Below are 18,016 nucleotides of genomic sequence, written 5' to 3' on the forward strand. Positions count from 1 at the left end.
ACTCGATCATCCATCCGACCGAGAATGCCGGCGGCGTCGCGGCGCTGGACGCTGCCTTCGGCCGGGCGCCGGCGCCCGCCGCATGCCCCATCGTTGGGTTGCGTTGCCGATTTTCGTACAACCTGTACGAGTTGCGGTTTATTAAGGTTCCTGCCACGCACTCGAGAGGCGTGACCTGCGATCCTCCGTTCTGTCGCGACGGCTTATTCCCGGCAGGTCGTCGCCTGACTGACCCTTCCGCAAGGCGGGGTCTTTGGCCCGGCTGGAGCAATCCAGCCGGGCTAATTTTATGGCGTGGCGCGCCGCGGCGGCGCCTCGGCCTCCAGTAGCGCCAGCAGCCCTTCCAGTAATTGCTCGGGCGAGGGCGGGCAGCCCGGAATGAGCAGGTCCACCGGCAACACCGCGCCGACGCCGCCATGCACGGCGTACGATCCCTTGAACACGCCGCCATCGACCGCGCAGTCCCCGGCGGCGACGACCCAACGCGGTTCCGGCGTGCAGGCGAGGGCGCGCTCCATCGCCTCGGCCATGTTGCGGCAGGCCGGCCCGGTCACCAGCAGCACGTCGGCATGCTTGGGCGAGGCGACGAAGCGCAGCCCGAATCGCTCGAGGTCGTAGGCGACGTTCTGCAGCGCGTTCACCTCCAGCTCGCAGCCATTGCAGGAGCCACTGTCGATTTCGCGAATCGACAGGCTGCGGCCGAGCCGGGCGCGCGCCGTTGCCGCCAGCCGTTCGCCCAGCGCGGCGATGGTCGGCTGCGACAGCGCGGGCGCGGGATCGGTCAATGGCCGGCCGACCAGGGCGCGAGCGAGGCGAGGCCAGAGCATTACAGGTCCACCCCCGAATAGGAGCAGTTGAACGATTTGTTGCAGAGCGGGAAGTCCGCGACGATGTTGCCCGCGATCGCTGCTTCCAGCAGCGGCCATTGCAGCCAGGACGGGTCGCGCAGGAACAGCCCGCGGATCACCCCGCTCTCATCCAGCCGCAGCCAGGCGAAACACTCGCCGCGGAACCCCTCGATCAACGCACTGCCTTCACCGGCCAGGGCGGGCAGGGGGGCGAGCGTCTCCCCCGCCGGCAGATCGGCCAGCAGCCGGCGCACTATGCCGATCGAGGCCGCCAGTTCGGCGACACGGACCCGCACCCGCGCATCGACATCACCGCCGGTCTCGACCGCGATGGTCGGCAACAACCAGTCATAGGGCGCATAGCCCGGCCGCAGCCGCGCATCGAAACCGCGCCCCGACCCACGCCCGACAAACCCGCCGGCGGCGAAGCGCGCGGCATGGTCGGGGTCGAGGAATCCAGTCCCCACCATCCGATCCTGCAGGCTGGAATGGCTGTCATAGATGCGCAGCAGCGCCGGCATCTCGGCCTCCACCGCATCGAGCGCGGCCAGGATCGCCGCCGCCCCGCCCGCCGCGATGTCGGGGGCCACGCCGCCCGGCAGCACGCGGTCCATCATCAGCCGATGCCCAAAGGCCGCCGCGCAGGCGCGCAGCACGCCCTCCCGCAGATACCCGCAGCGGGCATGCGGGAAGGCGAAGGCCGCATCGTTGCAGATGAAGCCCCAATCATTGAGGTGGTTATGGACGCGCTCCAGCTCCGCCATCACCCCGCGCAGCGCGACGGCCCGCGGCGGCACCGCCACGCCGAGCGCAGCCTCGACGGCGGCGGCGAAGGCCCAGCCATGCGCCACCGTGGAATCCCCCGACAGCCGCGCCGCGAAGGCCGCCGCCGCACGCGCCGGCTTGCCAAGCATCAGCGACAGCGTGCCCTTATGCGCATAGCCGAGCCGCGCCTCCAGCCGCACCACCACCTCGCCCTGGACATGGAAGCGGAAATGGCCGGGTTCGATGACGCCCGCATGGATCGGCCCGACCGGGATCTGGTGGATGCCCTCGCCCTCGACGGGCAGGAATGCCGGCTGCGGCGCCTCGGCACCGGGCAGCGCGGCGGGCTGGCCAGACATCGGCCCAGCGAGCTCCCACCGCCCATGGTCAAGCCAGGGGCGCAGGTCCACGGCGTCTTCGGCCGTGAGTCCCCACAGATCACGGATCATGCGCTCGAAACGGATGGCGCCGGGGCGGACAGGAGAGAGCGCGGCATACCGGCCGCCCTCCGCCGGGGCGGAGGCGAGCAGCACCGCCGCGCTTGCCTCCTCCAGGAAGGCCGCATGCACCATGCCGGGTTCGGCCCAGAGCGCGAGCAGCGCCAGCCCCGGCTCGGCCAGCAGCGCGGCGGGCAGGCGGGCCCAGGCTTCGGCCGCCAGCAGATAGCGCTCGGCCGGTTGCGCGCCTTGCGGGGCGCCGGCGCGGATGAGGGTGCTGGCGCTCATCCGATCACCTGCGCGGCGGTGGCCAACATGGTCGCCAACCCCAACGGCATGGCGATGCCCAACCCCACGGCGACCAGCAGATGCAGCCAGACCGGCACCGCCGAGGCTACCTCCCGCCAGCCATTCAGCGCACCGCCGCTGTCGGGTGTCGGTACCCCGAAGCACAGCGCCTGCAGCACGGTGATCAGCGCCGCCAGCGCCGTGACCATGCCGAGCGCGAGCGTGATGGCGAGCCAGGGCAGCTCCGCCGCCGCCACCGAGAACAGCCGGAATTCCGAGGCGAAGATCACGAAGGGCGGCATGCCGGCGATGGCCAGGATGGCGACGGCCAGCCCCCAACCCAGCGCCGGGTGCGTCGCCACCAGCCCGCCGATATCGGCGATCTTCTGGCTGCCCTTGAGCTGCGCGGCGCGGCCGACGCCGAAGAACACCGCGCTCTTGACCAGCGCATGGCCGATCAGGTGCAGCAGCCCCGCCAGATTCGCCGCCGGCCCGCCCAGCCCGAAGGCGAAGGCGGCGATGCCCATATGCTCGATGCTCGACCAGGCAAAGAAGCGTCGCGCATCCCGGCGCCGCCACAAGGCCAAGGCGGCGAGCAGCACCGAAGCCAGGCCGAAGGCCAGCAGGAAGGGGCCCGGCGTGACGGCCTCGGGGTTGGCGCCGACGATCGACTTGGCGCGCAGCACCGCCAGCATCGCTGCGTTCAGCAACAATCCCGACAGCACGGCGGAGATCGGCACCGGCCCCTCGGCATGGGCATCCGGCAGCCAGGAATGCAGCGGCACCAGCCCCGCCTTGGTGCCATAGCCCAGCAGCAGGAAGGCGAAGGCGAGGTTCAGCGTCGCCGGGTCGCACCGCGCCGCGACCGCCATCAGCGCCGTCCAGGACAACCCGGTCTCCTCGGTCAGCAGCGGCTGCGCGGCGAGGTACAGCACGATGGTCCCGAACAGCGCGAGCGCGATGCCCACCCCGCACAGGATGAAGAATTTCCACGCCGCCTCGAAGGCCGCCGGCGTGCGGTGCACGGCGACCATCGAGACGGTGGCGAGCGTCGCGATCTCGATCGCCACCCACATCACGCCGAGATTGTCGGCGAGCAGCGCCAGCGTCTGCGCCCCCATGAAGATCTGATAGGCGGCGTGGTAAGCGCGGCTGCGCCAATGGTCGAAGCCTTCCTGTTCCAGCGTCGCCGCCGAGAACACCGCCGTGGTCAGCCCGACAAAGGTCGAGACCAGCACGAAGGGCATGTTCAGCACGTCGGTGCGGGTCCAGCCATGCTGCTCGAAGGGCAGCGCCATCAGTGCCACCGCGAGCAGGAACATCCCCGCACTCACCGCCGCATTCACCACCGTCGCGTGGCGCTGGTTCGGCATCGCCGCCAGCACCACCGCGCCCGCCCAGGCGAAGAACACGATCACCCATTGCAGGGGCATCAACGACGCTCCCCGCGATGTTCTTCCAGGCTGCCGGTATCGACGGTGTCGAGCCGTTCGCGGATCTGGAAGGTGATGACGCCGGCGACCATGGCGACCATCAGCACCAGCGCCGCGGTGGACAGTTCCACGACCAGCGGCATGCCGGTGACGCCGATGGCGGCGAGGATCAACCCGTTCTCCAGGGACAGCAGCCCGATCACCTGGCTGATCGCGTTGCGCCGCGTGATCATCATCAGCATGCCGAGCAGCACGACCGACAGCGCGAGGGCGATGTCCTCGCGCGCCAGCGCCCGCACCCCCTCGGTCGCCGGCAGCACCGCGAGGATGGCGAGCCCGACCAGCCCGACGCCCGCGATCATCGACGGCCCGATGCCGAGCGCGGTCTCCACCGTGCGGTGCAGGTTCAATTCGCGCACCATCCGGTGCAGCGCGATCGGGATGAGAACGCCCTTGGCCCCGAAGGCCAGCAGCGCGGTCAGGTACAGCCCCGGCGCGTGCTGCGCATGGGCCTGCCAGGCAGCGGCGAGCGCCAGCAGCGTTCCCTGCATGGCGAAGGCGTTGATCACCGCCCCGATGCGCCGCTGATACAGCAGAACAAAGGACATCAGCAGCACCGCGCCGCCGAGCAGATGCGCCAGGTCGTAGGTGAGCTGCCCGAACCTCACGTCAGCCCCGTCGAGACGAACAGCAGCACCGCGCCGAGCAGCCCGAGCAGCAAGGCAGCGCCGAGGAATTCCGGCACCCGGAACACCCGCATCTTGGCGATCGCGCTCTCGAAGGCGGCGAGGCCCAGCGCCAGCCCACCCATCTTCACCGCCCAGGCCGCCAGCCCGACCACCCACCACTGCGGCGCGGCACCGGCCGGCGCCTGGCCGAGCGGCAGGAATATCGCAGCCAGGAACGCCAGCCACAGCAGCAGCCGCAGGGACGCCGCGTATTCCCACAGCGCGAGGTGCCGGCCGGAGGCTTCGAGGATCATCGCCTCATGCACCATGGTCAGTTCCAGATGCGTCGAGGGATTGTCGACCGGGATGCGGGCATTCTCGGTCACCGCCACGGCGAACAGCGCCACCATAGCGAGGCCGAGCGACACGCGCAGCCCCAAGGCACTGTCGCGGAACGCCCCGGCGATGGCATCGAGATTCGTCGTCCCCGCCAGGATCGCCAGCGACAGCACCGCCACGATCAGCGCCGGTTCGGCGAGCGCGGCGAAGGACATCTCGCGCGACGCGCCAAGACCGCCGAAGGGCGTGCCGACATCCATCCCCGCCAGCGCCATCGCGACGCGCCCGAGCGCCAGCAGCCCCGCCACCAGGATCAGGTCCGACAGCGGGGCGAAGGCCATCCCCCGCGCGAAGGAGGGCACCAGCACCGCCGCCGCCATCGCCGCCCCGGCCGCCAGATACGGGGCGGCCAGCGACACCGCGGAGGCATTCTCCGCCATCACCGGCTTCTTGCGCAGCAGCTTCAGCAGGTCGCGCAGCGGCTGCAGCGGATGCGCCCCGCGCCGGCCCATCATCCGCGCCTTCAGCCAACGCACCACGCCGGTCAGAACAGGTGCTGCGGCGAGCATCAGCGCGATGTGCAGCAGTTGCGCCAGGACGGACCAGACCACCGCCATGCTAATGTGCCCCAAGCCAGGCGAGCAGCGCGAGCATCAGCACCACCGCCCCGAAGGTCAGGCCGAGGCATTGGCGGATCGACAGCCCGCGCAGCCGCTCCGCCTGTGCCGCCACCGCGTCGCGCCAGCGCGGGACGGGCCCTTCAAGCGCACTCAGCACCGGGTCGGCGAAGCCGGCCTGCAACACCGCCGCCCGGGTCTCGCCCGGTGCCGGCATCGTCACCCGTTCATGCGCGCCCAGCAGGCCGGCCCCGAGCATCCGCCGCAGCGGTTGGCCGAAACCGGCGGCGCTCGGCTGGCCGGCGGGGTCGCCGAAGGGGAAATGCGGCGGCGCGGTGATGAAGCCGCAATCCCAGGCCGGGCCGACCACCACGCCCGCCGGTGCGCGCCGGCGCACGACCCAGACCGCGAGCCCGACCGCCCCGGCGACCAGCAGCGCGACCGGCACCGGCCAATACCGCGCGCCCCCCTCGGCCGCGCCGATCGCGAACCAGCCGGCCTGCGGTGCCGTGCTGCCCACCATCAGACGCAGCGCCGGTTCCGCTAGGTCGAGCATGACCCCCGGCAGCAGCCCTAGCAGCACGGTCAGCCCGGCCGGCAGCAACAGGGCATATTGCGCGGCGCCGGTGCTCTCCTCCGCCCCCGCCGCGCGTGGCGTGCGCGACCGGCCGAGAAACACCAGCCCCCAGAAGCGCACCATCGCCGCCGCCGCCAGCGCCGCCGCCAGTGCCGCCAGCGCGGTCGCCGCGGCGACCCCCATCTGGAAGGCGATGTCGCCGACCCGCCAGGCCGCGAGCAACGCCTGCAACAACAGCCATTCCGAGGCGAAGCCCGAGAGCGGTGGCAGCGAGGCGGCGGCCGCCACGCCGGCCAGCGCCGCCCAGGCGGTCACCGGCATGCGGTGGATCAGCCCGCCCAGCCGGTCGAGCCGACGCGACAGCGCGCCATGCAGAACCTCGCCCGCCACCAGGAACAGCAGCGTCTTAAACACGGCGTGGTTCAGCGTGTGCAGCAGCGCCGCCGCCGCGGCCAGCGCCGCCAGCGCCGGCAGGTCCGCCCCGCGAAACGCCAGCGCCAGGCCGAGGCCCATGGCGATCAGCCCGATATTCTCGATGGTCGAACAGGCGAGCAGGACCTTGGTGTCCTCCTCAAGGTTCGCCCGCAGCGCGCCGATCACCGCCGAGGCCGCGCCGAGGGCGATCAGCGGCGCCCCCAGCCAGAAAGGCTGCGCCGGCCCCATCAGGTCGAAGGCGAAGCGCGCCAGCACATACAGCGCGACCTTGGTCATCGCCCCGGACATCACCGCCGAGACATGGCTCGGCGCCGCCGGATGGGCGAGCGGCAGCCAGACATGCAGCGGCGCGATGCCAGCCTTCGACCCCGCCCCGGCCAGCACCAGGGCGAGCACGGCGGCGGCACGGGCGCCCTCGGGCGGGGTGTCGCGCAGCGCGGCGAAGGCGACATCCCCCGCGCCACCCGCCAGCACGCCGAAGGCCAGCACCAGGCACAGCCCGCCAAACCCCGCGAATCCTAGATACATCCGCGCCGCGCGGCGGTTCTCGGCCTGCGCATGGTCGTGCGCGACCAGCGCCCAGGAGGCGACGGACATCGCCTCGAACCCCAGCAGCAGGGTGAAGCCGTCCGCCGCGAGGATGGTCAGCACCATGCCGGCGACGAAGACCGGCCAGGGCGCCAGCTCGCGCGGCGCCACCGGCCCATGGGCGCCGCCGAAGGCGAACAGCCCGGCGCAGCCGACCGACAGCCCCAGCGGCAACAGGAACCAGGCCGAGAGCGGATCGAGCGCCAGCCGCGCCGGCCCCCAGGGCGGCCCGAAGGGCAGGTTCAGCGCCGAAGGCCCGTCCAGCAGCCCCGCCACCCCGCCGGCCACCAGCCCCAGGCCGGCCAGTGCCGTCGCGCCGAAGACCAGCCTTGCCCCCGATGGGCGGCCGGCCAGCGGCACAGCCACCGCGCCGAGGGCGGCCAGCAACCCGACCAGCAATGCCAGGGCCGTCAGCATGGACGGTAGAGGAACTGCGTCACCGGGAAAGGATACCCCCCGCCGCCGCGCCGCCGCCAGCCCGAGACGGGTTTGCATCGGTGATGCGGCAGGGCTAAGGGGGGCGAATCGTTAATCCGGACTGAACTTCACGCGGGGGGGCACAGCGCCATGTGTTGCCAGGGGGGGGCGGTAAGCGCCCCCGTCGCCTACTAGAATGCGCGCATTGCTCGCCTTCAGCCGTGCCGTAGACGCGGTGAACGAACGCTTCGGCCGGGTCGCCGACTGGATGGTGCTGGGCGCCTGCGTCGTCAGCGCCGGCAATGCGCTGAGCCGCTATAGCCTGTCATGGTCCTCCAATGCCTGGCTCGAGGCGCAGTGGTACCTCTTCGCTGGCACGGTGATGCTCGGCGCCGCCTATACCCTCAATCGCAACCAACATGTCCGGGTCGACCTGGTCTATGGCAGCGTCTCGCCGCGTGCCCGGCTGTGGATCGATGTCTTCGGCATCATCTTCTTCCTGCTGCCGGGCATGCTGCTGCTGGTCTGGATGACCTGGCCGTTCTTTTGGGAATCCTTCATCCGCGACGAAGGCTCGCCCAATGCCGGCGGGCTGATCCGCTGGCCGGTAAAGGTGCTGCTGCCGCTCGGCTTCGCGCTGGTCAGCATCCAGGGCCTGTCGGAACTCGTGAAACGTATCGCCGCGCTGCGCGGCATCGACGACCCGGCGACGGCGCATCTCGCCGAATACCACCGGCCGGAGCAGTAAGCCCATGCTGAGTCTCGAGATCATGCCGCCGCTGATGTTCGGCGGGCTGGTCGTCTTCCTGCTGCTGGGCTTCCCGGTGGCGTTTTCGCTGTCGGCGGTCGGCCTGTTCTTCGGCTTCATCTCGATCGAGATGGGCTTTTTCACCACGGCTTATCTTGGCAACCTGCCGCTACGCGTCTTCGGCATCCTGTCAAATGAGGTGCTGCTGGCGATTCCGTTCTTCACCCTGATGGGCGCGGTGCTGGAACGATGCGGTCTCGCCGAGGACCTGTTGGAAGGCACCGGCCAGCTGTTCGGCAAGATCCCGGGCGGGCTCGCCTATGCCGTGGTGCTGGTGGGCGCGGTGCTCGGCGCGATCACCGGCACGGTGGCCGCCTCGGTCATCGCCATGGGCATGATCTCCCTGCCGGTGATGATGCGCTACGGCTACGACATGCGCATCGCGACCGGCGTCATCGCGGCCTCGGGCACCATCGCGCAGCTGATCCCGCCCTCGCTGGTGCTGATCGTCCTCGGCGACCAGCTCGGCAAGTCGGTGGGCGACATGTATGCCGGCGCGATCGGCCCCTCGATCCTGCAGGTGTCGCTGTTCCTGGCCTTCATCGGCCTGGTCAGCCTGGTCTCGCCGCAGAAGGTGCCGCCGCTGCCGCCCGAGGCGCGGATGGTGCGCGGCTGGCCGCTGTACTGGAAGGTGCTGAAGGGCATGGTGCCCTCGCTGGTGCTGATGTTCCTCGTGCTCGGCACCATCTTCCTCGGCCTCGCCACGCCGACCGAGGCGGGCGCCATGGGCGCGATGGGCGCGATCCTGATCGCCATCGTCAATGGCCGCTTCACCTTCGCCCTGCTGCGCGAGGCGATGGCCAATACAGGGCGCATCACCTCGATGGTGCTGTTCATCCTGATCGGCGCGACGGTGTTCTCTCTGGTGTTCCAGGGCGTCGACGGCAGCCGATGGATCGAACACCTGCTGTCGCACCTGCCCGGCGGTCAAACCGGCTTCCTCATCTTCGTCAACGTCTTCGTGTTCTTCCTGGCGTTCTTCCTCGACTTCTTCGAGATCGCCTTCATCGTGGTGCCGCTGCTCGCCCCTGTGGCGGCGAAGCTCGACATCAACCTGGTGTGGTTCGGCGTGCTGTTGTGCGTGAACCTGCAGACCTCCTTCATGCACCCGCCCTTTGGCTTCGCGCTGTTCTACCTGCGCGGCGTGGCACCCAAGGAAGTGCTGACCAAGGACATCTACTGGGGCGCGCTGCCCTGGCTGTGCCTGCAGCTGATCATCGTCGGCGTCGTCATCACCTTCCCGCAGACCGTGACCTACTGGATCGAGCGTGGCCCGGGGGTGGACCCGTCCACCGTGCACATCGAGGTCCCGATGCCGGACAATTCGGATGACGGCGCGGTGCCGGTGTTCCGATGAGGCGGCGATAGCGCCGTACAGGGTCGCGATGGTTGGAGGGGCGCCGCTCCTCCAAGCCGCCCCGCCAACGTGCCGGGCGCTTTGGAATGCCGTCTTTTGGAATCGGGCGTCGTGGTCGGGATGAATGCCGCGATCCACGCCGGCGCCCGACGATGTTCTGCCGCCGGGCCCACGCCGCAATGAAGGTTCCAAGGATCGCTTTGCCGGGAGGCCATTCCGGTGAATTGCCGGGAAGCTTCTCGGGAGGGCCGGCTCTTGGCGACGAGCAGCACAGGCCGACCGCCTCGATCAAGCATGCCCCGCGCACAGGATCTGGTTCTGGCACTGATCCGGCCCCTGGCGCCCGGTGCCAGATCGAGGTTTCCAAAGGCCCTTAGGCCTTTGGTGGGGTGAGATCTGGAGAGGGGCAAAGCCCCTCTCCAGGTCACAACATCGCCAACCCCCGCTTGTGCCGCGGCGGCGCAAACCCCGCATCGAGCGTCGCAAGATCCTCCGCCGTCAACACGACCTCCCGCGCCGCCGCGTTCAGCCGCACATGCGCCGGGTCGGCCGCCTTCGGAATGCTGACCACATTGCCATCGCGCAGCGTCCAGGCGATCGCGACCTGCGCCGGCGTCGCGCCGTGGCGCCTCGCGACCTCGCCCAGCACGGCATGGCGCAGCATCCGCCCACCCTGGCCGACCGGCGAATAGGCCATCACTGGCATCCGCGCCCGCGCGCAGAAGGGCAGCAGGTCGTATTCCACGCCGCGATGCTCCAGGCTGTAGAGAACCTGGTCCGTCGCGCAATCCGCCAGCGCATCCCCGAGTTCCTCCAGGTCGTCAACATCGCAGTTGGACACGCCCCAATGGCGGATCTTGCCGGCGCGCTTCAGCGCATCGAAGGCCTCGACCGTATCGGCCAACGGCACCGACCCGCGCCAATGCAGCAGATACAGGTCGATCGTCTCGACCTTCATCCGCTTCAAGCTCCGCTCGCAGGCAGCCACCGCGCCACGGCGCGACGCATTGTGCGGATAGACCTTGGAAACGAGGAACGCCTCGTCCCGCCGGCCGCCGATCGCCTCGCCCACCACCTCCTCGGCACCGCCTTCGGCATACATCTCGGCGGTGTCGATCAGCGTCATGCCGAGGTCGAGGCCGAGCCGCAGCGCATCGGCCTCGGCCGCGCGCGCGCCGGCACTCTCGCCCAGGTGCCAGGTGCCCTGGCCCAGGGCGGGGATCGGCGTGCCATCGGGAAGGCTCGGCATCATGGCTCCTTCGGTTGTCACCGAAGGCTACTCCTGCGTGACGTAGGTGTAGAAGCGCACAGTCCCGTCAGCCTGCGTCTCGCGATGCAGCCCCTGCACCTCGCTCTCGAAACCGGGGAAGGCATTGGCGGCGGCCTCGAAGGCGCGCAGGTAGTCAATCATCGGCCGCGCGCGGTCGCCGAGCCGTTCGCCTGGCACGATGGTCGCGATCCCCGGCGGATAGACCACCCACAGCGTCGTCGCGATGCGGCCGTCGAGCTGGTCGAGCGGCAGGTAGTCCACCGTGTTGCGGGCGAGGGCGCGCACCGCGACATGCGGCGCCATGGCGATCTCGGGCAGATGCTCGGCGCGGAACTGCGCGCCCTGCAGCGCCGAGGTGCCGGCCTCGCGGTACAGCGCGTGCATCCCCGCACACAGGTCGCGCAGCCGCATCCCGGCATAGCGCGCCGGTCGGCGGGCAACGAAGTCTGGGATCACCTCCTCGAGCGGCGCGTTCTGGTCGTGCAGCTTCTTGAAGGTGACGAGGTGCGACAGCAGCGTGCCGGCCTTGCTGCTCTCGACACCGGGCGTCAGCAGGAACAGCAGCGAATTGAGGTCATTCTTCTCGCAGACGATCCGGTTCTGCCGCAGATACTCGGCCACCACCGGCGCCGGGATGCCGTGCTCGGCATAGCTGCCAGCGGCACGGTCGAAGCCCGGCGTCAGCACCGTCAGCTTGTTCGGGTCGGTGATCGCCCAGCCTGGTGCGACATGGCGGAAGCCGTGCCAGGCCTCGCCCTCGCGCAATTCCCACAGGCTCGGATCGGTGGCAAGGAAATCTGTCGGCACCTCCTCCCAGGCGACGGCGCGGCCGTCGAGATGGACCGTGTCGGGCACGAAGGGGTCGAAGAACCACTGGCGCGCGGGGTTGGCTTCGGTGGCGGCGAAGTCGCGCGCCGTCATGCGCATTTTTTTCCGCAATTCGATGCCGAGACGGATGGTGTCGTCCCACAACACCTCGCCCGACCGCCCCTTCATCATCTGCGCGCCGACATCGAGGCTGGCGAACAGCGGATAGAACGGGCTGGTCGAGGCATGCAGCAGGAAGAATTCGTTGAAGCGGCGATGCTCGACGCGTCGGCGCTGATCGCCAAGATGGCTGTCCTTCACATGGATCTGCGAGGCCTGCGAGAAGCTCGCGAGCTGCTTGTGCGTGGATTGCGTGACGATGATGCCCGGGCTGTCGGGGCCGAGTTCCTTCAGCCCCATGCCGAAGCGCCCGCGGAACAGCGGGTGGAACTTCATGAAGCCGGCCCAGGCTTCGTCGAACAGGATGTAGTCGCAAAGATGCCCGATGCGGGCGATCACCTGCTCGGCCGAGAGGATGGTGCCATCATAGGTGCATTGTTCGATCACCGCTGCGCGGAACGGGCGCGGCGCATCGGCGCGGGACTTGTCGGTGACCAGCGGATTGTCGCGGATGGCCTGGCGGATCGCCGCCTCCTCCATCGCCTCGGGGCAGATCGGCCCGATCAGGCCGAAGGCATTGCGATCGGTCTCGAGATAGACCGGGATGGCCTGGCCCAGGAACAGCGCGCCGTGATGCGCGGCCTTGTGGTTGTTGCGGTCGAACAGCACGAGGTCGTCCTCCGCCAGCAGGGCGGAGAGCACGACCTTGTTCGAGGTCGACGTACCATTGAGCACGAAATAGGTGCGCTCGGCCCCGAAGATCTCGGCGGCGGCGCGTTCGGCCGCCGCGGCGGGGCCTTCATGCGTCAGCAGGTCGCCCAGTTGCAGCACGGAGTTGTCGAGGTCGTCGCGGAACACCGCCTCGCCGAGATGCTCGACGAAAATCCGCCCGATCGGGGAGCGGCGATAGAAGGCGCCGCCATTATGCCCCGGGCAGGTCCACAGCATGTTGCCCTGTTCGGCATAATCGACCAGCGCGCCGAAGAAGGGCGTCTTCAGGCTCTCGGCATATTGGCGCAACCTGGAGACGAGATTCTTGGCGATGAAGTCCGGCGTCTCCTCCGCCAGGAAGACGAAGCCATCAACGTCGTCCAGCACCTCGACCGGAATGTCCTCCAGCCGGTGGCGGCGCACCAGCAGGATGACCGGCACATCGAGACCGCGTTTGCGGGTCAGAGAAATCAGCTGCGCCGATTTGCCCTGCAACCCCTTCTTGCCCCAGTCGACGATCATGCACCCGATCGCGGCGTCGGTGCGCACCACGAGTTCCGCATCGTCATCGCGCCGCGCGCGCACCACCTGGTAGCCGTCCTGTTCGATCTCACGGACGATCTGGTGCAGGCGTTCGCCCTCCAGGTCGCCAGCCTCATCGAAGCCGGGGGCGCAGAGCAGGAACTTGAAGCGGCGCGAATATTCCATGCGGGTTCCCCAGGTCCCGGCGAGGCGCCGGGGGTGCAGCAATGCCGCGCCCGGCGGGCCGATTCAACGACAGGGATGTGACAGCGTGATAAACGCAATTGCGAAGCATTCGCAATATGCGCTAGACAGGCGGCCCCGATGCAATGAGGTCGTGCCGCGATGGGTCACATCCTGCCCTTTCCCCGCCTGGCACCGCCCTGGCCGAGCTGGGTCGAGGGGCTGGACCCGGCCGCGACGCTGGTGCTGACCGCCTGCATCCGCCCCTGGGTCGCCGCCGCGCGGCGCAAGGATGACCCGCTGCCGCTGGTGATGGCCGCGCTGGAGGAGGCGCCGGCCCCGAAGGCCGCCGGCCTGTCGGCCCATGCGCTGATGCACGGCATCGCGCTTCAGGCGAGCCGCATGGTCGAAATCGGCTGCCCGACCTGCCCGGCCATCACGCCGGATGAGATGCTGCTGCTGCATGCGGTGGCCGAGGCTTCGCTTGGCGCCGACCACCCGGCACTGATCCTGGGCGGGATGGTGCATGGCTCCGCGCTGGTCTTCCTCGACCCGCCGCTGATTGGCCTGGCGCGACGGCTCGATGCGGAGGGCTGGCATTTCCGCCCGCGTCGCGTGCCGGTGGCGGTCCCGGCCGACGCGGTCCCCTGGCGCCACTGACGTCGCCCGAACCACCGGCATGGCCGCAGACCGCGTGGCGATAGCCGACAATGCACGGGTCGGTGCCCGTTCCGCACGCCAAGCTGACGTGTGGTCGAGCCTGGCCGTTGGTCGCGCGCACCTCATTGGGGGAGTGCTTCGTGCCGAGGCATGGCGGGGAACGACACAGCGCCGTGCAATTGTCGCCTGCAGCGGATCGCGCATGAATCGAATCATGCAGGCGCCAGGGTTCCGCAAGCAGCTCTGCGTACTCGCGCTGCCCGAGTGCCTACGTGTTGCGCCCGGTGATCCGTCGCAACTCGTTGTAGTGAACATTGCTGCCAAGTTGCTTCTTCGCCGCGTGATGGCGGCGATCATTGAGGCTTGGCGCGTCGGCCAGTATCCCCGCATGCCGCTCAAGCAGTGCGGCGAACGCCACCTCCGCATCGGGCTTCATGGCGCTTGCGCCTCGGCGAAACAGCCGCACCTCCGCCCGCAGCGCCGCCAACTTCTTTCCCGCCGCTTCGTGACGATCCCGTTGCCCCTTGGGGTCGAGGAAATTCAGCACGGTTGTGGCGATCGTCAGCAGCAGCGCGAGAAGGCCCGTGAGCGCGACCCGGCCCGCGTCGCCGACGCCAGGTATCTGCCTGGCCACTTCAAGCGCGCTGCCAGTCGTCAGTGCGCCAAGTACGGCGCTCGCCAGTCCCCAGAATTTGTAGCGTTGAAACGCCCAGTAGCCGGCGTCGAAATGGGCCCGCTCGGCCAACAGGCACTGATACTCAAGTTCCGCCGCCTCAACCTCCATCGGCGCGAGGCGGCGGTCCGCAGTGTCGGCCACGTCCATGGATGGCAGCCTATCTCCGCAGAAATAGAACTGCCATCGGAATAATCACTCCGCCGCGACCTCCACCATCACCAGCTCCGCATCCTCCGTCGCGGTGATGCTCACTTCCGCTTCGTCGCGGATGGCGATGCCGTCACGGGCGTTGGCGGCGGCACCATTCACCGTCACCGCGCCCTTCGCCGGCACCAGATAGGCGGCGCGCCCCTCGGCGAGCTGCTGCACCAGCGTCTGGCCCTTCTTCAGCGTCGCGGCCATCACCGCGCCATCCACGTTGATCGGCAGCGCGCCGACGTCCGCATCGCCGGGGCGGCCGGAGGCCAACACCTCGAACCCCGCCTCGCGCTTCTCCTTGGGGAACTGCTTCGCGCCCCAGGACGGCTTCACCCCGCGACGATCGGGGATGATCCAGATCTGGAACAGCGTCGTCTTGCCGGGTTCCTGATTGTATTCCGAATGCACGACGCCGGTGCCGGCGCTCATCACCTGCACGTCGCCCGCTTCGGTGCGGCCTTCGTTCCCGAGGTTGTCGCGGTGGGTGATTGCACCCTCGCGGACATAGGTGATGATTTCCATGTCGCGATGCGGGTGTGGGTCGAAGCCCTTGCCTGGCGCGATCTCGTCGTCGTTCCACACGCGCAGTCGGCCCCACTGGTCGCGGGACTCATCGCGGTAATGGCCGAAGGAGAAGTGATGGTTGGCGTTGAGCCAGCCGAAATTCGCCTTGCCCAAGCTGCTGAAGGGACGGATGTCGATCATGGGGTCTTCTCCATCTCGCTGCGCCCGCCGTGACGGGCTTCTGTTCGAGACGGAACATGGCCTTCCGCCGCGCCGTTCGCCACGGTCGAGGCGTGATGGCGGCCATTGGCGGCGATGATCGCGGCGGCCCTTGCGGAACCGCCGCGACCGGTCAGCGAACGGTGGCGCGCCGCCTCAGCGGCACATCAGCACCGGGATCTCGGCATTCTCCAGCACATGCCGCGTCACGCCGCCGAGGATCAGCTGGCGCAGCCGCGAATGCGAATAGGCCCCCATGGTCAGCAGGTCGGCGCCGAAATCGCGCGCCGCGCCGAGCAGCCCGGCGCCCACTTCGCGCGTCTGCGGCTTGAAGACGACGACCTCGGCCGGGATCGAATGCCAGCGCAGATAGGCCTGCAGCCCTTCGGCCTTCGGCCCGCGCCGCTGATATTCCTCCGAGCACAGGATCTGCACCGCCGAGGCCTTGTGCAGCCAGGGCAGGGCGGCCGCGACCGCCGCCGCGCTCTCCGCCGTGCCGTTCCAGGCGACGCAGACGCGCGTGCCAATGTCGATCGGTGCCACGCGTGGCGCGATCAGCACTGGCCGGCCGGAATCGAACAGGATGGCGTGCAGCGCATCCGAGGAGGAGACATCCTCGCCCGCCTCCGGATGCGGCACCACCGCCAGATCGTACAGCCGCGACTGCTGCGCGACGATGTCCTCCTCGCGCCCCGCGATGGATTCGAAGGACAGCGTCGGCCCCCCCGTCTTCGCCGCGGTGTCGGGATTGTCCGCCAGCGTCACGCCGCCGAGGCCGGAGGTGAACTTGTCGAATAGCGTCTTCACGCGATCGGCGCGCTCGCCGCTCTCGCGTTCGGTCGCGGCCATCATCTCCTCGATCATCGCGCCCGACAGGCCTTCGCCCGCCAACGGCGCGACATCGCGCGCATCGACGCGGACATGCAGGCAATGGACATGCGCGGACCAGACGCGCGCGGCGATCAGCGCGGTCGCCAGCGCGGCTTCCCCGGCGGCGGTCCCTGTCAGCGGCAGCAGCAGGCGGCGATAGGCCATGATGTGAAGCTCCCCTTCCTCGCTGCGAACACAGCTTGTCGAGGGACTACACTAGCACACGGAACCGCCATCCATGCCAAGGCCTACGCGCGCGGCCATGACGGCGCCGTCATCCGCCGTCACGCGATGCCAGGTGATCGGCCCCGGATCGACCGCCGCCGCCCGCAGCAACACGGCTTCCGTCGCATCCGAGGCATCGCCGCGCCGGCCCGCGATGCGCGCGCGCAACACATCGAGCGGCGCCTCCAGCCAGATGCCGTCAAAGTCCTGCCCTGCCTCGCGCGCCACGGCTTCCGCCGCCGCCCGCTGCACCGGGTCGAGGAAGGCGGCATCGAGCACCGCCGCCTGGCCCGCCGAGAGCGCCACCGCCGCCATGGCGAAGACCTCGGCATGCACGTCCCGGCTGACCGATTCGTCATACGCCTCCGGCGGCAGCCGGTGTTCCGGGGCCACCCCGAAACGGCGCTTGCGCGCCTCATCCGTACGCAACACCAGGGCGCCGGGGCAGCGGCCGAGATCCGGCGCCAGCGCGCGCGCCAGCGTCGACTTGCCCGTCCCCTGCAAGCCGCCGATCGCCACCAGCCGTGCGGGCGCCGGGCGCAGATGCGCCTCCGCCGCCGTCAACAGAACGCCCCAGTCACGCCCGCGCGCCGCCTCGACATGGGCGCGGATCATCGCCCGCATCGACAGCCAGAAAGGCAGCCCGGCGACGATCCCGGCATCGCCGGTCCGCGCGACATAGCGGTTCAGCACCCGGTTCGCCGCCGCGCGCCCGTGCCTCAGATCAAGGTCCATCAACAGGAAGGCGAGGTCGTATCCAACATCGATGCGCGCCAGCGTCTCGTCGAATTCGAGCGCGTCGAACAGCGTCGGCCGGCCCTCCCACAGGCACAGATTGCCCAGATGCAGGTCGCCATGGCAGCGCCGCACGAAGCCCCGCGCCCCCCGTCTCGCCAGCACCGGCGCGAGGCGCGCCAGTTCCACCCGCGCCGCCGTCGCCCAGGCCTCGACCCGCGCTTGCGGGATGCCGGCGTGCAGCGCCGAGGGCACATTGCCATCGAGGATCGCCCGCATCACCGCCGGCGTGTCGACTTCGGCGCGTTCTGCCGCCCCATGCATCACCGCCACCGCATCGGCCATGGCATCGAGCAGCGCCGCATCGGGCGTCACCTGATCGAGGAACTGTCCGGCCGGGATGGGCGCCATGCGCAGCACCCATTCCACCGCCGGCCCGTCGCCCCCCTCGCGCAACGCGCCATCCGGCCCGCGCGTGATGGGCACCACATCGCGGTAGATCGCCGGCGCATGCGGACGGTTGAGGTCCAGTTCGCGCCGGCAGAAGCGCTCGCGATCCTCAAGCCTGGTGAAGTCGAGAAAGCCCAGCGCGACTGCCTTCTTCATCTTCCAGGCGGTGTCGCGGCCGACATAGACGGCGGAGATGTGCGTCTCGACCGGCGTCGCGCCGGAGAGGCGGGCGAGGAAGGCGGCCGCCTCGGCCTGAGGGGTAGGGATCATGGGCGTGGCGCAGACAAGG

15 protein-coding genes are annotated in these 18,016 nt (G+C 69.6%); 3 read left to right on the forward strand and 12 right to left on the reverse strand.

Features of this window, described 5'->3' with window-relative positions; translation table 11 throughout:
* Window positions 1-287: 287 nt before the first annotated feature.
* Genes IEY36_RS22405 through IEY36_RS22430 form a run of 6 tightly spaced genes read right to left on the reverse strand, consistent with a single transcriptional unit; the run spans window position 288 to window position 7,412 of the window.
* Window positions 288-827 (reverse strand): NADH-quinone oxidoreductase subunit B family protein, encoded by a 540-nt coding sequence (locus IEY36_RS22405; RefSeq protein WP_188971058.1) that lies wholly within the window; start codon window positions 825-827, stop codon window positions 288-290.
* The gene (locus tag IEY36_RS22410) at window positions 827-2,338 is read right to left on the reverse strand and encodes a hydrogenase large subunit (protein WP_188971060.1); all 1,512 of its coding nucleotides are present in this window, start codon (window positions 2,336-2,338) and stop codon (window positions 827-829) included. The genes IEY36_RS22405 and IEY36_RS22410 overlap by 1 nt, the downstream gene beginning before the upstream one ends.
* Window positions 2,335-3,771: a hydrogenase 4 subunit F gene (locus tag IEY36_RS22415; RefSeq protein WP_188971062.1), complete on the reverse strand. Its 1,437-nt coding sequence runs from the start codon at window positions 3,769-3,771 to the stop codon at window positions 2,335-2,337. The genes IEY36_RS22410 and IEY36_RS22415 overlap by 4 nt, the downstream gene beginning before the upstream one ends.
* Entirely contained in the window at window positions 3,771-4,439 is a 669-nt protein-coding gene (locus tag IEY36_RS22420; protein WP_229681500.1) for a hydrogenase-4 component E, read from the reverse strand. Before IEY36_RS22420 ends, IEY36_RS22415 begins: the two co-directional genes overlap by 1 nt.
* Window positions 4,436-5,395, reverse strand: a complete 960-nt coding sequence (locus tag IEY36_RS22425; protein ID WP_188971064.1) for a respiratory chain complex I subunit 1 family protein — start codon at window positions 5,393-5,395, stop codon at window positions 4,436-4,438. Before IEY36_RS22425 ends, IEY36_RS22420 begins: the two co-directional genes overlap by 4 nt.
* A gap of 1 nt (window position 5,396) precedes the next feature.
* Window positions 5,397-7,412 carry a proton-conducting transporter transmembrane domain-containing protein gene (locus IEY36_RS22430; RefSeq protein WP_188971066.1) on the reverse strand — a complete coding sequence of 672 codons (2,016 nt, stop codon included), beginning with the start codon at window positions 7,410-7,412 and terminating at the stop codon, window positions 5,397-5,399.
* Between the two features lie 196 nt (window positions 7,413-7,608).
* On the opposite strand from IEY36_RS22430, the gene IEY36_RS22435 reads away from it, so the two are divergent.
* Together IEY36_RS22435 and IEY36_RS22440 are read left to right on the forward strand one after the other, a co-directional pair.
* Window positions 7,609-8,160: a TRAP transporter small permease subunit gene (locus tag IEY36_RS22435; RefSeq protein WP_188971068.1), complete on the forward strand. Its 552-nt coding sequence runs from the start codon at window positions 7,609-7,611 to the stop codon at window positions 8,158-8,160.
* Between the two features lie 4 nt (window positions 8,161-8,164).
* Window positions 8,165-9,577 carry a TRAP transporter large permease gene (locus IEY36_RS22440; RefSeq protein WP_188971070.1) on the forward strand — a complete coding sequence of 471 codons (1,413 nt, stop codon included), beginning with the start codon at window positions 8,165-8,167 and terminating at the stop codon, window positions 9,575-9,577.
* Between the two features lie 424 nt (window positions 9,578-10,001).
* Here the strand turns inward: IEY36_RS22440 and IEY36_RS22445 are convergent, their stop codons facing one another.
* Window positions 10,002-10,826, reverse strand: coding sequence for an aldo/keto reductase (locus IEY36_RS22445; RefSeq protein WP_188971354.1), 825 nt, complete (start codon window positions 10,824-10,826; stop codon window positions 10,002-10,004).
* Between the two features lie 27 nt (window positions 10,827-10,853).
* The gene (locus IEY36_RS22450) at window positions 10,854-13,193 is read right to left on the reverse strand and encodes an Orn/Lys/Arg family decarboxylase (RefSeq protein WP_188971072.1); all 2,340 of its coding nucleotides are present in this window, start codon (window positions 13,191-13,193) and stop codon (window positions 10,854-10,856) included.
* Window positions 13,194-13,352: 159 nt separating this feature from the next.
* Here IEY36_RS22450 and IEY36_RS22455 point away from each other — a divergent pair, with 159 nt between their 5' ends.
* Window positions 13,353-13,850 carry a hypothetical protein gene (locus tag IEY36_RS22455; RefSeq protein ID WP_188971074.1) on the forward strand — a complete coding sequence of 166 codons (498 nt, stop codon included), beginning with the start codon at window positions 13,353-13,355 and terminating at the stop codon, window positions 13,848-13,850.
* Window positions 13,851-14,118: 268 nt separating this feature from the next.
* Here IEY36_RS22455 and IEY36_RS22460 read toward each other — a convergent pair whose 3' ends face one another.
* The 4 genes from IEY36_RS22460 to IEY36_RS22475 all read right to left on the reverse strand — a co-directional run bounded on the left by IEY36_RS22460 (window position 14,119) and on the right by IEY36_RS22475 (window position 17,997).
* Window positions 14,119-14,673, reverse strand: coding sequence for an SLATT domain-containing protein (locus IEY36_RS22460; protein ID WP_188971076.1), 555 nt, complete (start codon window positions 14,671-14,673; stop codon window positions 14,119-14,121).
* Between the two features lie 45 nt (window positions 14,674-14,718).
* Complete coding sequence (locus IEY36_RS22465) at window positions 14,719-15,429, reverse strand: pirin family protein (protein ID WP_188971078.1); 711 nt, start codon at window positions 15,427-15,429, stop codon at window positions 14,719-14,721.
* Window positions 15,430-15,603: 174 nt separating this feature from the next.
* A complete protein-coding gene (locus IEY36_RS22470) occupies window positions 15,604-16,482 on the reverse strand; it encodes a universal stress protein (protein WP_188971080.1) in 879 nt (292 codons plus the stop codon).
* 51 nt (window positions 16,483-16,533) lie between these two features.
* Entirely contained in the window at window positions 16,534-17,997 is a 1,464-nt protein-coding gene (locus IEY36_RS22475) for a bifunctional aminoglycoside phosphotransferase/ATP-binding protein (RefSeq protein ID WP_188971082.1), read from the reverse strand.
* Between the last annotated feature and the right edge of the window lie 19 nt (window positions 17,998-18,016).

Origin of the sequence: Neoroseomonas lacus, from assembly GCF_014644535.1 — a bacterium.
Classification (GTDB): Bacteria; Pseudomonadota; Alphaproteobacteria; order Acetobacterales; family Acetobacteraceae; genus Neoroseomonas; species Neoroseomonas lacus.

Bases quoted from the DNA above. Each gene is read 5' to 3' on its own strand.
- IEY36_RS22405 (WP_188971058.1), bottom strand. From the start codon at position 827: ATGCTCTGGCCTCGCCTCGCTCGCGCCCTGGTCGGCCGGCCATTGACC.
- IEY36_RS22410 (WP_188971060.1), bottom strand. From the start codon at position 2,338: ATGAGCGCCAGCACCCTCATCCGCGCCGGCGCCCCGCAAGGCGCGCAA.
- IEY36_RS22415 (WP_188971062.1), bottom strand. From the start codon at position 3,771: ATGCCCCTGCAATGGGTGATCGTGTTCTTCGCCTGGGCGGGCGCGGTG.
- IEY36_RS22425 (WP_188971064.1), bottom strand. From the start codon at position 5,395: ATGGCGGTGGTCTGGTCCGTCCTGGCGCAACTGCTGCACATCGCGCTG.
- IEY36_RS22430 (WP_188971066.1), bottom strand. From the start codon at position 7,412: ATGCTGACGGCCCTGGCATTGCTGGTCGGGTTGCTGGCCGCCCTCGGC.
- IEY36_RS22435 (WP_188971068.1), top strand. From the start codon at position 7,609: ATGCGCGCATTGCTCGCCTTCAGCCGTGCCGTAGACGCGGTGAACGAA.
- IEY36_RS22440 (WP_188971070.1), top strand. From the start codon at position 8,165: ATGCTGAGTCTCGAGATCATGCCGCCGCTGATGTTCGGCGGGCTGGTC.
- IEY36_RS22445 (WP_188971354.1), bottom strand. From the start codon at position 10,826: ATGCCGAGCCTTCCCGATGGCACGCCGATCCCCGCCCTGGGCCAGGGC.
- IEY36_RS22450 (WP_188971072.1), bottom strand. From the start codon at position 13,193: ATGGAATATTCGCGCCGCTTCAAGTTCCTGCTCTGCGCCCCCGGCTTC.
- IEY36_RS22455 (WP_188971074.1), top strand. From the start codon at position 13,353: ATGGGTCACATCCTGCCCTTTCCCCGCCTGGCACCGCCCTGGCCGAGC.
- IEY36_RS22460 (WP_188971076.1), bottom strand. From the start codon at position 14,673: ATGGACGTGGCCGACACTGCGGACCGCCGCCTCGCGCCGATGGAGGTT.
- IEY36_RS22465 (WP_188971078.1), bottom strand. From the start codon at position 15,429: ATGATCGACATCCGTCCCTTCAGCAGCTTGGGCAAGGCGAATTTCGGC.
- IEY36_RS22470 (WP_188971080.1), bottom strand. From the start codon at position 16,482: ATGGCCTATCGCCGCCTGCTGCTGCCGCTGACAGGGACCGCCGCCGGG.
- IEY36_RS22475 (WP_188971082.1), bottom strand. From the start codon at position 17,997: ATGATCCCTACCCCTCAGGCCGAGGCGGCCGCCTTCCTCGCCCGCCTC.